This is a genomic window from Bradyrhizobium sp. BRP20 (genome assembly GCF_020194215.1).
Taxonomy (GTDB): Bacteria; Pseudomonadota; Alphaproteobacteria; order Rhizobiales; family Xanthobacteraceae; genus Bradyrhizobium; species Bradyrhizobium yuanmingense.
Genome location: NZ_JADYVY010000020.1, coordinates 50,492 through 64,318, shown reverse-complemented (window position 1 = coordinate 64,318; position 13,827 = coordinate 50,492). Strand labels below are relative to the sequence as shown.

The window sequence follows — 13,827 nt, the reverse complement described above, 5'->3', positions numbered from 1 at the left end:
CCACATCGTCATGGCCGGGCTTGGCCCCGCCATCCACGCCTTGCCTTACCGCCCGAAGAATGTGGATGCCCGGGACAAGCCCGGGCATGACGACCTCCTAGCCTCTTGCAAACACCAGCGTCAGATTGTTCGCGGGCATCTCGATCGTGTCGACGAGGCCGAGGCCTGCCGCCTTCGCCAGCTTCTCGACGTCGACGACGTCGCGCACGCCCCATTCGGGATTGCCCTCGCGCAAGGAGGTGTCGAACACCGCATTGCTGAGCGCGGTATGCTTGCCGTCGCGCTTGAAGGGGCCGTAGAGGAACAGCTTGCCGTCGCGGCGCAGATAACGGCCCGCGCCGGCGAACAGGCCTTCGGCCACGGCCCAGGGCGCGATGTGAATGACATTGGCGCAGAACACGGCCGCGAGGCTGGTCGGCCCCTGCCCGCTTTTCATTTCCGGGCACCAGTCGGGATCGGTGAGGTCGATGCGCAGGGGTGAACGGATGTTCGGCAGGCCGGCATGCACGCGCCAGGCTTCGATGCTCTTGAGGTGGCGCTGGTTGAGATCGCTCGGCCACCAGATCAGGCCCGGCGTGTGGCGGGCGAAATGCACCACGTGCTGCCCGGTTCCACTGCCGAGTTCCACGACGTTGCCGGTCGCATCCGCGAGATGCTTTTCCAGCGCTGCCCAGATCGGTTCGTGATTGCGATGGAAGGCAGGCGCATCGAGCCGGCCATCCGGCTCGACCCGTCCGCCATCCCTGCCAAATTCGACCACATATTCAGCCAAGTGACGTCCCCAAAAAATGCGAACCAGAAAAGGCGGCCAAACGTCCGAGAATAATCTGCTAGTTCATGCCCATCCGAATGAACGAACTATCTCGTCAGTTGCAATGCGCAGGATATTAACTCCATTTCACCGCGTGCATAGTCTTGATTGTCAGGCGATGGCCTTTGTGCTTTTGAACAATTCCGCAAACGAGATCATCGAGATAACGCCGGGACGATGCCTTGACCGCCTTTCCTCGCAAGCCCGCTCTGCTTGCTGCGCTGGCCCTCCTCGCCGGCGCGGCAATGGCCCCGGCGGGGGCGCAATCCACCGTGACGGAGGGCCAGAAGCTCGCCTTCGACCGCGGCAAGGGCAATTGCCTCACCTGCCACGTCATCAAAGGCGGCGACCTGCCGGGGACGATCGGACCGGAGCTGAAGGACATCAAGGCCAAATACCCCGATCGCAACGAGCTCACCGCGATCATCTTCGACGAGACCAAGCGCAATCCGCAAACCATGATGCCGCCGTTCGGCCGGAACCGGATTTTGACCGAGCAGGAGATCAACGCGATTGTTGATTTCCTGCAGACCCTGTAACCGCCGGCGGCCCCTAGGAGACTTGAGATGACCACAACCCCCAAGCCTCATTGGAGGCCTCATCCGACGCGGCGCCTGATCCTTCAGGGCGCTGCCTCCGTGGCGCTGCTCGGCCTCGGCAATCTGCCGTTCGCGCCCGCGCGCGCCGCGGCGAACGACAAATATCCGGAAGAGGCCTTCAGGCAGAAGAGCGAGGCGGATGCGATCAAGGCGCTCTACGGCAAGGCCGCCGAGCCGTCGGACAAGGTCAAGCTGGATGCGCCGGAGATCGCCGAGAACGGCGGCGTCGTGCCGATCTCGGTGACGACGACGCTGGACAAGGTCACCTCGATCTCGTTCTTCGTGGCGGAGAACCCGAGCGCGCTGGCGGCCAGCTACAGGATTCCCGATGGCACGATCCCTGCCGTTGCCAACCGGCTCAAGATGGCCAGGACCACCAAATTGACCGCGATCGTAGAGGCCGACGGCAAGCTCTACAGCGCGACCAAGGAGGTCAAGGTCACCGTCGGCGGTTGCGGCGGCTAAGCGAGGCAGTTCGACATGGCATCCAGCATTCGCGTGCGCGCAACATCGACCGGCGACATCACCGAGGTGCAGACGCTGATCCAGCACCCCATGGACACCGGCCTCGTCAAGGACTCCAAGGGCGAGTTGATCCCGGCGCATTTCATCCAGCAGCTGAAGTTCGAATGTAACGGCAAGGACGTGTTCGTCGCCGATTGGGGCACAGCGGTCTCCAAGGACCCCTACGTCAAGTTCAGCTTCAAGGGCGCCAAGAAGGGCGACGAGCTCAAGATCTCCTGGACCGACAACAAGGGCGGCTCGGATACGACCACCGCGAAGATCGCGTGATGAAGGCCCGCATCCACCTCCTGCTTGGCTCGCTCAGCGCTGCGCTCGTCGCGTTCGCGCTCGCCGCGCCGCGCGTGATCGCTGCCGACAAGGTCGATCCCGTCGCCGACGCCAAGGCGTTCCAGAACTTCTTCTTCCAGAAATTTCCGAACGTGAAGCACGAGGATTTCGTCAACGGTCCGTATTCCATGAACGAGGACATGAAGCGGCAGTGGCAGCAGAAGGAGGAATTCCCGCCTTACGAGTTCGCGCTCGAGGCCGGCAAGGAGATGTTCTCGACCCCGTTCAAGAACGGCAAGACCTATGCCGACTGCTTCCCGAACGGCGGCATCGGCATCCGCCAGAATTATCCGTACTTCGACAGCGGCGAAGGCAAGGTCATCACGCTGGAGCTCGCGCTCAACCGCTGCCGCGAGGCCAATGGCGAGGCGCCCTATTCCTACGTCAAGGACGAGATGGCCTCGCTCACCGCCTACATGGCCTACACCTCGCGCGGCAAGCTGATGGACATCAAGATCCCCGACGATCCCCGCGCGCTGGCGGCGTACGAGAACGGCAAGCGCTATTTCTACACGCGGCGCGGCCAGATGAATTTCTCCTGCGCGAGCTGCCACGTGCAGAGCCCGGGCGAGCGCATCCGCGCCGAGACCCTCGCCCCAGCGCTCGGCATCCTCAACGCGATGCCGATCTACCGCTCCGAATGGAGCGGCATGGGCACGACCAGCCGCCGCTTCGTTACCTGCAACAGCCAGACCCGCGCGGTTCCACTGGAGCCGCAGTCGGATGAATATCGCGACGTCGAATATTTCCTGTCCTACGTCGCCAACGGCCTGCCGATCTCGGGACCGGGAGCACGGCCATGAAGCTGTCACTTGGCTTGGCCATGCTGCTCGCCTTGAGCCTTGCGCCATCCGCGCGCGCGGCGAGTGAGGCGGACTACAAGGCGGCCTATGCGGCCGCCGAAGCCGCCTCCAAGGAGGCGGCGGGCATGCGCAACCAGTGGACGGTGACCGTATCTGCGCTGGCGGCCGCGAAAAGGGCTGCCGATGGCGGCGATTTCGGCCGTGCGGTGGCCGCGGCCAGGGAAGCCGAAGCGCTGGCGAGGGCGTCGATCTTCCAGGCTGTTTCCGAAAAAGAAGCCTGGAAGGCGATGGAAATCCGCTAGACTGCCCCGCGGTGAACGCAGTCCCCACGAGAGGCGCGGAGAATTCTTGAATGGCGATCCGCCGCCGCGATTTTCTGAAAGGTGCAGGCCTTGCCGCGGCAACGATTGGCCTGCCGCGGCTCGCCCGCGGCGCTGACGCCGCCAGCATCTACGACCTCGAACGGTTCGGCAATGCGCGCATCCTGCACATCACCGACACGCATGCGCAGCTCAATCCGGTCTATTTCCGCGAGCCCAGCGTCAATATCGGCATCGGCGAGATGGCGGGACGGCCGCCGCATCTGGTCGGCCGGGCCTTTCTCGAGCGCTTCGGCATCCGCTCCGACAGCGCCGATGCCTATGCCTTCACCTGCTTCGAGTTCGAGAAGTCCGCAGGCCGCTTCGGCAAGCTCGGGGGCTTTGCCCATCTGAAGACGCTGGTCGATCGCCTGCGCGCCGATTTCGGCGAGCGGCGTTCGCTGCTCGTCGACGGCGGCGATCTCTGGCAGGGCACGGGGCTGGCCAACCTGATGCAGGGCCGCGACATGGTCGAGGTCGCCAATCTGCTCGGCATCGAGGCGATGACGGGCCATTGGGAATTCACCTATGGCGAGCAGGCGCTGCGCGACAATCTCGAGCGTTTCAAGGGCGAGTTCCTGGCGCAGAACGTGTTCCTGACCGAAGAGGCCGCGTTCAACGACGCGCCCGCCTTCGACAAGGCCACTGGGCGCGTGTTCAAGCCTTCCGTCATCAAGGAGCTCGGCGGGCATCGCATCGCGATCGTCGGCCAGGCCTTCCCCTACACTCCGATCGCGCATCCCAGGAGGTTCACACCGGACTGGAGCTTCGGCATCCGCGAGGAGGAGTTGCAGAAGCATGTCGATGCCTTGCGCGGCACCGACAAGGTCGACGCCGTCGTGCTGCTGTCGCACAACGGCATGGACGTGGATCTCAAGCTCGCCAGCCGGGTCACCGGCATCGACGTCATTCTCGGCGGCCACTCCCATGATGCCGTGCCGCAGCCCATGCCGGTGAAGAACGCAGGTGGTACGACGCTCGTCACCAATGCCGGCTCCAACGGGAAATTTCTGGGTGTGCTCGATCTCGCGCTCGACAGCGGCAAAGTCAGCGATGCCAGATATCGTCTGCTGCCGGTCTATTCGGAGCTGCTGAAGCCCGATCCGGCGATGGCCGAGCTGATCGGCCGGGTCCGTGCACCGCACGTGGCCGACTGGTCGGAAAAGATCGCGACGCCCGACCGGCTGCTTTATCGCCGCGGCAATTTCTCCGGCCCCATGGACGAGCTGATCTGCACCGCGCTGCGCACCGAGCTCGACGCCGAAATCGCGCTGTCGCCGGGCTTCCGCTGGGGCGTCACCGCGCTGTCCGGCCAGGCCATGACTATGGAGGATCTGCTGGCGGAAACCGCGATCACCTATCCCGAGACCTATGTGCAGGAGATAACGGGGGCCCAGATCAAGGACCTGCTCGAGGACGTCTGCGACAACCTCTTCAACGCCGATCCCTACTACCAGCAGGGCGGCGACATGGTCCGTGCCGGCGGGCTCAGCTACACCTGCACGCCGGACGCTGCGATCGGCAGCCGCATCTCGGAGCTGAAGATCAGTAGCGGCAAGGCGCTCAACGCCAGCCACCGCTACAAGGTCGCGGGCTGGGCCTCAGTCAACGGCCAGCAGGGCGCGCCGGTGTGGGACGTGGTCGGCAAATATCTGCGCTCGGGCCGGATGATGCCCGAACGGCTCGGCTCCGGCGTGACGCTGAAAGGCGTCGAAGGCAATCCAGGCATTGCAGGACTGGGATGATGTGTTTTGTCCGCGATCATGCGACCATAATAATAATCTTCTAAATTTTTCTGCTCATGCAGTGAATTACTTCTCTTTCCGACCCGTATTGTAGTAGAATCTTGGAACTCAGTTCCAAGCCGGGTCCTGCCATGATCTTCCGACAGCTCTTCGACAGCGTTTCGGGCACCTACAGCTACGTCCTCGCCAGCCGCCCCGGCGGCGAGGCGCTGATTCTCGACCCCGTGCTGGAGAAGGTCGACCGCTACTGCCAATTGCTGCGCGAGCTCGACCTCAAGCTGGTCAAGGCGGTGGACACGCATCTGCATGCCGACCACGTCACCGGCCTCGGCGAGCTGCGCGATCGCACCCATTGCATGACCGTGATGGGCGACCAGACCAAGGCCGACGTCGTCGCCATGCGGGTGGCCGACGGCGACAAGGTGACGATCGAGGGCCTGTCGCTCGACGTGATGTACACGCCGGGCCACACCGACGATTCCTATTCTTATTTGATGGGCGACCGCGTCTTCACCGGTGACACGCTGCTGATCCGCGGCACCGGCCGCACCGATTTCCAGAACGGCTCGGCGCGCGCGCAATACGATTCGATCTTCAACCGCCTCTTGAAGCTGCCGGACGAGACGATGGTGTTTCCGGCCCACGACTACAAGGGCGACACCGTCTCCACCATCGGCGAGGAAAGACGCTACAATCCGCGGCTCCAGGTGCGCTCGGTCGACGAATATGTCGAGCTGATGGCCAATCTGAAGCTGCCCAATCCGAAGATGATGGACGTGGCGATCCCCGCCAACATGCATGTCGGCCTGCATCAGGAAGAGCTGGAGAAGGAAGGCCGCGCGCTCAGCGCGATCGAGGCGATCCGCAGCCTCGGCCGGCCCGACATCCTGCTGGTCGACTTGCGCGAGACCAATGAGCGGATGAAGCACGGCATGCTCGAAGGCGCGCTGCACACGCCCTACCCTTCCGTCGAGGAGAGCCTGAAGCCCGGCGGCATGCTGCGCGAGGTCGCGGCCGCTAGCGGCCGCCGCGTGGTGTTCTTCTGCGCTTTCGGCGAACGCTCGGCGATGGCCGTTGCGGCTGCAAAGGAGGCGGGGCTTCTCAACACCGCGCATATCGCCGGCGGCCTCGATGCCTGGAAGAAGGCGGGCGGGCCGGTGGTGCACTGACGGCCTCGTCGCCCCTTGAGATAAATCAGGCGCCGCACATATTTGGCAGGTACATTCGGATGCAGCATCACCATCCGGGACCAGCCATGGCCAAGACCGGCAAGCCGAGCGAGCCGCCCAAGACCACCGAGAACAAGCCCGCGGACAACAAGGCGAAGAGAGCCCCGCGCCGGCCCCAGACCGATGACGACGATTACGAAGACGGCGACATCGCAACGCCGAAGCGCGACCGCTATGGCCCGGACGACGAGCCGTTCTGAGGATGCAGCTCCGCTGTCGTTCCTGCGCTCGCCGGGGACAACGGCGTGAAGCACACCTGACCCGCACGGCCCCGCCCGCACTACCTGCCATGCGCCTGCGTTCATGGACAAATAACCGCCAGCCCCGATAGTTTGCCGGTCCATCGGGAGTGAAACGGAACTGCAATGGTCGACGTTCTCGCCGCACCGCAACAAGGCAAGACGGACAGTGCGCTGCGCACGCTGACGGGGATCTCGATCGCGCATTGGGTCAGCCATTTCCATCTGCTGGTCCTGCCGATGCTGTTTCCGTTCCTGAAGGAGAAGCTCGGCGTCGGCTATGTCGAGCTCGGCTTCGCCCTCACCGTGTTCGCGGTGGTATCGGGGTTAACCCAGGCGCCGACCGGCTACCTCGTCGACCATTTTGGCGCGCGGCGCATTCTCTTGGCCGGGCTCGCGCTCGGCGGCGCCGCGCTGATCCTGCTCGGTCTGCATCTCAGCTACGCCTCGCTGATCGCCTGCGCAGTGCTGCTGGGTCTTGCCAACAGCGTCTATCATCCCGCCGATTACGCGATTCTTGCGGAGCACATGGACGAGGGGCGGATGGGCCGCGCCTTCTCGATCCATACCTTTGCCGGCTTTCTCGGCGGCGCCGTCGCACCGGCGATCGTGGCCGCGCTCGTAACGCTGTCCGGCGGCACCGGCGCGCTGATCGCCTCGGGCGCGATCGGCATTGCGGTGGCGCTGCTGCTGATCATCATGAACATACCCGATGCCGGTGCGCACAAGAAGAAGCCCGGCAGCGAGAGCGCGCCAAAGCAGGCCATCATCACGCCGGCGCTGATCACGCTTACTGCGCTGTTCATGCTGCTCAGCCTGTCGGTGGCCGGCATCAACAATTTCGGCGTGGTGGCGCTGATGAGCGGCTACGGCGCCTCCTACTCTGCCGCCAACATCGCGCTGACGGCTTTCCTTGGCGCCAGCGCCATTGGCGTGCTCGCGGGCGGCTTCCTCGCCGACCGCACCGAGCGACACGGCTATGTCGCCGCGGCCTGCTTCGCTGCGAATGCAGCCATCGTGCTGCTGATCGCGCTTGTAACGCTGCCGGGCTGGGTCCTGATGGCGACAATGGCGACCGCGGGCTTCCTCTCCGGCGTGATCGCGCCATCCCGCGACATGCTGGTGCGCAATGCCGCGCCTCCTGGCGCAGCGGGACGCGCCTTCGGCATCGTCTCCACCGGCTTCAACCTCGGCGGCATCGTCTCACCGCTGCTGTTCGGCTGGATCATGGATCAAAGCGCGCCGCATTGGGTGTTCGGCGCGTCCGTGATCTTCATGGTGGCGACGGTGGTGCTGTCACCGTTCACGGAGCGGCGGCCGCCGAAAGCAGATTGAGTGGCGCGACGTCCGCTTACCCTCCCCTGGAGGGGGAGGGTCGGCACGCGATCGAGCGAAGCGAGATTGCGTGACGGAGTGGGGTGATCTCTCCACTCGGGCACTGTTCGTCGCGGAGAGACCGTCACCCCACCCCCGCTCGCGCTGCGCGCGATCGACCCTCCCCCTCCAGGGGAGGGTAGAAGAGAGCCGCCGCTTACGTCGGCGACACTGCGCCCTTCAGCGCCGTGCCCTGCGCCGCCGCACCACGCGTCAGCCTGGCCTTCTCCGTGTTCGGCCACAGCAGCAGCAGGCCGATGACGCCGGAGCCGATCATGACCACCGCGTTGATGGTGAAGCCCGTCAGGTAGCCGTCGAGCATGCTGCCGGCGCGCTGGATCACGGTGCCCATCACGCTCGGCGCGATGATCCCTGAAAGCGTGTAGAGCGCGCCGTAGATCGCGAGCACTGCACCGCGCTGCGAGGCCGGCGTGAACTCGCCGAGCATCGGCGGGCAGACCACGTAGATCGCTCCGCAGAGTCCGGAGCCGACGACGAGCAGCGCGATCTGCAGGCCGGCGCCCTCGACATGCGCCATCGCGGTGAGGATCAGGCCGCCGACGATGAGCGGCACCGAGCGCCGAGCACGCCGCGCGAGACGCGCGTGGTGTAGCCGCGGGCCATCATCACCTGCGAGATCCAGCCGGTGAGGATGACGATGGTGGCGCCGAACACCCAGGGCAGGATCGAGATGAAGCCGGCCTGGCTCTGCGAGAAGCCGAGCCCCTTGACGATGAAGGGCGTGAACCAGGTAAGGCCGAGCGACAGCGCCCAATAAGCGCCGAAGGTCGCGACCACGCACCCGAGGAAGGTGCGCGAGGTCAGCAGCTGCACGTACGGAATCTTCGGCTCGGTGGCGGCCAGGACCTCGGTATCCTCCAGCGGGCCTTCCTTGCCGAGCGCGAGCCAGGCTGCGACCCAGATCAAGCCGACGACCCCGAGCGCGCCGAAGGCGTAGTGCCAGGAATGGTTGACGATGATCCAGTTCAGCGCCGGCACCGCCAGAATGACGCCGAAGGCCGAGCCCTGTGACAGGATCGCGGTCGGCAGCGTGCGCTTCTCGTCGGGGAACCATTTGTAGATGGCGTGCGCGGCGACCGAGAAGGCCGGCCCTTCGCCCGCCCCCAGCACGATGCGGCAGATCAAGAGCGTGGTGAAGGAGACTGTGCCGACCATCGGGAACTGCGACACCGCCCAGATCACCGCCAGCGTCAACAACACCCAGCGCGTCGGCACCTTGTTGACGATGAAGCCGACCACGATGGCCGAGATCGAGAACAGGAAGAAGAACGAGGACCCGAGCAGGCCGAACTGCTCGGCGCTGAGCTTCATGTCGGTCATGATCGGCACGCCGGCGAGACCGACCACGATCTTGTCCGCGAAGTTCACTACCATGAAGAGAAAGAGGAGAAATGTAACAGTCCAGGCGCCCTTTGGCGTTTTGGTCGTCTTAGCCGCCACATTCGGCATTTCCTGCGCGCTCATCATTCTCCCCGTATGTCTTTTCGGTACCTATTTGATTTGGCCGTCTTGGAAGCTAACAGCGGCTTCAGGGCCAACGCAACCCCGGCATTTCCGCATCAGGTGTGCTAGGCAGCAATTCCGTTAATTCCGTCCGGCGCCATCATCGTGCTGAGCATCCGAAACCTCTCAAAGACCTTCTCTTCGGCCGGCGAGCCCGTCCATGTTCTGCGCGGCGTCGACCTCGATCTCGGGGCTGGCGAGCGCGTCGCGCTGACCGGTGAATCCGGCAGCGGCAAGAGCACCCTGCTGCACCTGATCGCCGGCCTCGACGCCGCCGATGGCGGCTCGATCCGGCTGGGTGACGCCGAGGTCACCACGCTATCGGATGCCGGACGCGCCAGCTTGCGGCGGAATCGCGTTGGCCTGGTCTTTCAGCAGTTCAACCTGATCCCGAGCCTCTCCGTCGCGGACAATCTCGCCTTCCAGGCGCGGATCGCCGGCCGGCATGATGCGGCCTGGACGAAAGAGCTTGTCGAGCGCCTCGGACTCGGCAGCCTGCTCAAACGGTATCCAGAGCAGATATCAGGCGGCCAGCAGCAGCGGGTCGCGATCGGCCGGGCGCTGGCGACAAAGCCCGCGCTGCTGCTGGCGGACGAGCCGACCGGCAATCTCGACGAAGCTACCGCCGAGGAGGTGCTGGCGCTGGCGCGCGACCTCGTCGCGCGCACCGGCTGCGGCTTCCTGATGGTGACGCACAGCCTGCATCTCGCCGCCACGCTCGACCGTCATCTCACGTTGCATGCGGGGCGCATTTCATGAAGCGCGCGCTCTGGGTTCTCGCCGTGCTGCTCAGCCATTGGCGGCGCCACAAGATGCAGTTCGCGACGCTCCTGATTGGCCTGATTGCGGCGACCGCGCTGTGGAGCGGGGTGCAGGCCATCAATCAGCAGGCCCGCAATGCCTATGACCGCGCTGCAGCGACGTTCGGCGGCGTGCGCACCGCGATGCTAGTCGCTCCCAACGCGGCGACTTTCCCGCAGGAGCTGTTCATAAAGCTCCGCCGCGCCGGCTGGCCGGTGTCGCCGGTGCTGGAGGGACGCGTCCAGATCAACGGGCATTCGGTGCGGCTGCTCGGCATCGAGCCGGTCACGCTGCCGGTCGATGTCGGCAACGCGCCACGCCTGGGTGCCACGGATCTCAGCAGCTTCGTTGCTCCGCCCGGCCAGACGTTGGTGGCCCGGGAGACGCTGAGGGGCTTGCAGCAAGCAGAGGGCACGGCCCCGGCGATCAGCAGCGGCGCAAGGCTGCCGCCGCTGCGGGTCCAGCCGCAGCTCGCACCCGATGTGCTCGTGGTCGATATCGGCGTGGCACAGCGGCTGCTGAGCAAGCCCGACCAGGTCTCGCGGCTGCTGATCGGCAAGCCGAGGGGCAAGCCCGCACCGCTCGCGAGCGTGGTCGGCGAGCAGTTAGAGCGAGTCGAGCCCAATGCGGAGACGGAGCTCGAGCGTCTCACCGACAGTTTTCATCTCAACCTCACCGCCTTCGGCCTGCTGTCGTTCTTCGTCGGCCTGTTCATCGTCAATTCGGCCGTCGGCCTTGCGTTCGAGCAGCGGCTGCCAATGCTGCGCACTTTGCGGGCCTGTGGCGCCTCGGCGCGGCTAGTCAATACGGTGCTGGTGCTCGAGCTGGTGGCGCTGGCGCTGGTCGCAGGCCTGATCGGGCTCGCGTGCGGCTATTTCATCGCAGCCGCCCTGCTGCCCGATGTCGCGGCCTCGCTGCGCGGACTCTATGGCGCGCAGATCCCTGGGCAGCTCAGCCTGCGGCCCGAATGGTGGCTCGCCGGCATCGGGATCAGCGTGGCGGGTGCGCTTGTGGCGGCGGCGACCAGCCTGATCAAGGCGATCAGGATGCCGGTGCTGGCGACGGCGCAGCCGGGCGCCTGGCAGCAGCGCCAACGCCGCTGGCTGATCCTGCAGAGCTGTGCGGCCTGCGGCGCGTTCGCCGTCGCGCTGCTGCTGCTCCACTACGGGCAATCACTGATCGCAGGGTTCGGCGTGCTGGCCGCGCTGATGTTCGGTGCGGCACTGATCCTGCCGGCCTTCCTCGACATCATCCTGCTCGTAGGCCAGCGCTTCGCGCGAGGCCCGCTCGTGCTGTGGTTCTGGGCGGACGGCCGGCAGCAGCTCTCCGGATTGTCGTTGGCGCTGATGGCGCTGCTGCTCGCGCTTGCCGTCAATGTCGGGGTCTCCACCATGGTGGAGACCTTCAGCCGCACCTTCATCGGCTGGCTCGACGGGCGCCTTGCGGCCGACGTCTACATCAGCGCCTCCGACAATGCGCAAGGTACGGCGATCCGCAACTGGCTGAAGGATCGCAGCGATGTTCAGGCGATCCTCTCGGGCGGGCGCGCGGAGGCGCAGGTTCAGGGCCAGCCGGTCGAGTTGCTCGGTCTGCCCGATCACACGCTCTATCGCGAACGCTGGCCGCTGCTGGACACGGCGCCGCGGGCCTGGACGCGGCTGGTGCCGGGCAATGCCGCCTTCATCAGCGAGCAATTGAGCCGCCGGCTGAACGTGCAGATCGGCGACGTCGTCGAGGTGCCGGCGCCGGGCGGGACCTGGGAGCTCGACATCGTCGGCATCTATGCCGATTACGGCAACCCCAAGGGGCAGCTCACTGTGAACGTCGCCGCATTGATCCGGCAGTTTCCGCAGACGCCGCAGACGCGGATCGGCCTGATCGTCGCGAGAGAGAATATCCCCGGCCTGATTGCGGCTTTGCAGAAGCAGTTCGGGCTCGACGACCGCAGAATCGCCGACCAGGCGACGGTGAAGGCGGAATCGATCCGCATCTTCAACCGCACCTTTGCGGTGACGTCGGCGCTGAACGCCTTCACGCTCGGCGTCGCCGGAATCGCATTGCTCACGAGCCTGCTGACCCTGGCGAACTCCCGACTGCCGCAGCTTGCGCCGCTGTGGGCGATCGGCCTGACCCGGCCGCGCCTTGCCGCGATCGAGCTGACCAAGACGCTCTCGGTCGCGCTGTTCACGGCACTGCTGGCCGTGCCGCTCGGACTACTGGTCGCCTGGTGCGTCATCGCGATCGTCAATGTGAAAGCATTCGGCTGGCGGCTGCCGTTCCATGTGTTTCCGCTGCAATTGGTCGAGCTGGTCGCGGTGGCGCTGTTCGCCTCGCTGCTTGCGGCGCTGCTGCCGATGGTGCGGCTGGCGCGGATGCAGCCGGCGAACCTCGTCAAGGTGTTTGCCAATGAGCGTTGAAAGAATCACGCGGCGCGCCTTCGCCGCCGGCATCGTCGCCCTCGCCCTCCCGCGCCGCGCCGGCGCACAGGGCTATGCCGGGCTCGGCGAGACCGCCGATGGGTTTGCAAAGGTAACGCCGGGAAAGACATTCACCTTCCCCGAAGATCACGGACCGCATCCGCAGTTTCGTATCGAATGGTGGTATCTCACGGCAAACCTCGTCGACGCGCGCGGCGCGGCGTGCGGCCTGCAATGGACGCTGTTCCGCCAGGCGGCGCAGCCAGGTCCGCAAGGCGAGGGCTGGGCCAATCAGCAGGTCTGGATGGCGCATGCCGCGGTGACGCGCGCCGAGACCCACCGCTTCTCCGAAACGTTTTCACGGGGTGGCGTCGGGCAAGCCGGCGTGACGGCAAAACCGTTCGATGCCTGGATTGACGATTGGGAGATGAAGAGTTTTGACCGCACCGATGACCGCGCTTTGGCGCCGCTGTCGCTGAAGGCAGCTGGCACCGATTTCAGCTACGCACTGACGCTCGAGGCCGACCGGCCGGTCGTGCTGCAGGGCGATCGCGGCTTCAGCCGAAAGTCGGAGCGTGGGCAGGCCTCGTACTACTACAGCCAGCCGTTCTACCGCGCGCGCGGTACGCTCAGCATCGACGACAAGCCGGTCGAGGTCTCGGGCCAGGCCTGGATGGACCGGGAATGGAGCAGCCAGCCACTCGACGCCGACCAGACCGGCTGGGACTGGCTGTCGCTGCATCTGTCATCCGGAGACAAGCTGATGCTGTACCGGCTGCGGCAGAAGGACGGCAGAAATTATCCGTTCGGCAATTGGATCAGCGCGGCCGGCGAGACGCAGATGATTGCAGGCAGCGACATCCAGATGATGCCGAAGGCGACGGCTGAGATTGCGGGACGCAAGTTGCCGTTGCAATGGCAGATCGCGATCCCCGCGCGATCATTCTCGATCCTCTGCAAGCCGCTCAATCCGAACGCCTGGATGGGGACCGGTTTCTCGTACTGGGAAGGGCCGATCAGCTTTGCCGGCACACATGATGGCATTGGCTATCTCGAGCTGACCGGCTATTGAGG

At 65.3% G+C, this 13,827-nt stretch carries 13 protein-coding genes and 1 pseudogene; 12 read left to right on the top strand and 2 right to left on the bottom strand.

The genetic code is table 11. The features are described from left to right. Nucleotides 1-97 precede the first annotated feature (97 nt). Nucleotides 98-772 carry a DUF938 domain-containing protein gene (locus I6F33_RS32185; RefSeq protein WP_036014591.1) on the bottom strand — a complete coding sequence of 225 codons (675 nt, stop codon included), beginning with the start codon at nt 770-772 and terminating at the stop codon, nt 98-100. A 284-nt stretch (nt 773-1,056) separates the two neighbouring features. Between I6F33_RS32185 and soxX the strand changes: the two genes are divergently transcribed. The 9 genes from soxX (at nt 1,057) to I6F33_RS32140 (ending at nt 7,972) form a co-directional block, all read left to right on the top strand. Then, nucleotides 1,057-1,350: a sulfur oxidation c-type cytochrome SoxX gene (gene soxX / locus I6F33_RS32180; RefSeq protein WP_225113698.1), complete on the top strand. Its 294-nt coding sequence runs from the start codon at nt 1,057-1,059 to the stop codon at nt 1,348-1,350. Between the two features lie 27 nt (nt 1,351-1,377). Beyond that, nucleotides 1,378-1,875, top strand: coding sequence for a thiosulfate oxidation carrier protein SoxY (soxY, locus tag I6F33_RS32175; protein WP_036014597.1), 498 nt, complete (start codon nt 1,378-1,380; stop codon nt 1,873-1,875). 15 nt (nt 1,876-1,890) lie between these two features. Further along, complete coding sequence (gene soxZ / locus I6F33_RS32170; RefSeq protein WP_036014600.1) at nt 1,891-2,202, top strand: thiosulfate oxidation carrier complex protein SoxZ; 312 nt, start codon at nt 1,891-1,893, stop codon at nt 2,200-2,202. Next, nucleotides 2,202-3,065: a sulfur oxidation c-type cytochrome SoxA gene (soxA, locus tag I6F33_RS32165; RefSeq protein WP_225145206.1), complete on the top strand. Its 864-nt coding sequence runs from the start codon at nt 2,202-2,204 to the stop codon at nt 3,063-3,065. Before soxZ ends, soxA begins: the two co-directional genes overlap by 1 nt. Then, on the top strand, nt 3,062-3,367 hold the full coding sequence (locus I6F33_RS32160; protein WP_036014604.1) for a hypothetical protein: 306 nt from the start codon (nt 3,062-3,064) through the stop codon (nt 3,365-3,367). The genes soxA and I6F33_RS32160 overlap by 4 nt, the downstream gene beginning before the upstream one ends. A 50-nt stretch (nt 3,368-3,417) precedes the next feature. Then, a complete protein-coding gene (gene soxB, locus I6F33_RS32155) occupies nt 3,418-5,169 on the top strand; it encodes a thiosulfohydrolase SoxB (protein WP_225145205.1) in 1,752 nt (583 codons plus the stop codon). A gap of 131 nt (nt 5,170-5,300) precedes the next feature. Further along, nucleotides 5,301-6,338, top strand: coding sequence for an MBL fold metallo-hydrolase (locus I6F33_RS32150; RefSeq protein WP_225127113.1), 1,038 nt, complete (start codon nt 5,301-5,303; stop codon nt 6,336-6,338). An 86-nt stretch (nt 6,339-6,424) separates the two neighbouring features. Beyond that, entirely contained in the window at nt 6,425-6,598 is a 174-nt protein-coding gene (locus I6F33_RS32145; protein ID WP_036026278.1) for a hypothetical protein, read from the top strand. Between the two features lie 165 nt (nt 6,599-6,763). Continuing rightward, nucleotides 6,764-7,972: an MFS transporter gene (locus I6F33_RS32140; protein WP_225145204.1), complete on the top strand. Its 1,209-nt coding sequence runs from the start codon at nt 6,764-6,766 to the stop codon at nt 7,970-7,972. Between the two features lie 196 nt (nt 7,973-8,168). Here I6F33_RS32140 and I6F33_RS32135 read toward each other — a convergent pair. Then, nucleotides 8,169-9,496, bottom strand: a pseudogene (locus tag I6F33_RS32135) (MFS transporter). A 144-nt stretch (nt 9,497-9,640) separates the two neighbouring features. On the opposite strand from I6F33_RS32135, the gene I6F33_RS32130 reads away from it, so the two are divergent. Genes I6F33_RS32130 through I6F33_RS32120 form a run of 3 tightly spaced genes read left to right on the top strand, consistent with a single transcriptional unit; the run spans nt 9,641 to nt 13,825 of the window. Further along, nucleotides 9,641-10,294, top strand: coding sequence for an ABC transporter ATP-binding protein (locus tag I6F33_RS32130; RefSeq protein ID WP_036014611.1), 654 nt, complete (start codon nt 9,641-9,643; stop codon nt 10,292-10,294). Next, nucleotides 10,291-12,753 carry an ABC transporter permease gene (locus I6F33_RS32125; protein ID WP_225145203.1) on the top strand — a complete coding sequence of 821 codons (2,463 nt, stop codon included), beginning with the start codon at nt 10,291-10,293 and terminating at the stop codon, nt 12,751-12,753. The genes I6F33_RS32130 and I6F33_RS32125 overlap by 4 nt, the downstream gene beginning before the upstream one ends. Then, nucleotides 12,743-13,825, top strand: a complete 1,083-nt coding sequence (locus I6F33_RS32120; RefSeq protein WP_225145202.1) for a lipocalin-like domain-containing protein — start codon at nt 12,743-12,745, stop codon at nt 13,823-13,825. Before I6F33_RS32125 ends, I6F33_RS32120 begins: the two co-directional genes overlap by 11 nt. Nucleotides 13,826-13,827 lie beyond the last annotated feature (2 nt).

Coding starts and splice junctions, on each gene's coding strand:
- soxB (WP_225145205.1), top strand. CDS start 3,418: ATGGCGATCCGCCGCCGCGATTTTCTGAAAGGTGCAGGCCTTGCCGCG.
- soxX (WP_225113698.1), top strand. CDS start 1,057: ATGGCCCCGGCGGGGGCGCAATCCACCGTGACGGAGGGCCAGAAGCTC.
- I6F33_RS32140 (WP_225145204.1), top strand. CDS start 6,764: ATGGTCGACGTTCTCGCCGCACCGCAACAAGGCAAGACGGACAGTGCG.
- soxY (WP_036014597.1), top strand. CDS start 1,378: ATGACCACAACCCCCAAGCCTCATTGGAGGCCTCATCCGACGCGGCGC.
- I6F33_RS32150 (WP_225127113.1), top strand. CDS start 5,301: ATGATCTTCCGACAGCTCTTCGACAGCGTTTCGGGCACCTACAGCTAC.
- I6F33_RS32160 (WP_036014604.1), top strand. CDS start 3,062: ATGAAGCTGTCACTTGGCTTGGCCATGCTGCTCGCCTTGAGCCTTGCG.
- soxZ (WP_036014600.1), top strand. CDS start 1,891: ATGGCATCCAGCATTCGCGTGCGCGCAACATCGACCGGCGACATCACC.
- I6F33_RS32120 (WP_225145202.1), top strand. CDS start 12,743: ATGAGCGTTGAAAGAATCACGCGGCGCGCCTTCGCCGCCGGCATCGTC.
- I6F33_RS32145 (WP_036026278.1), top strand. CDS start 6,425: ATGGCCAAGACCGGCAAGCCGAGCGAGCCGCCCAAGACCACCGAGAAC.
- I6F33_RS32125 (WP_225145203.1), top strand. CDS start 10,291: ATGAAGCGCGCGCTCTGGGTTCTCGCCGTGCTGCTCAGCCATTGGCGG.
- soxA (WP_225145206.1), top strand. CDS start 2,202: ATGAAGGCCCGCATCCACCTCCTGCTTGGCTCGCTCAGCGCTGCGCTC.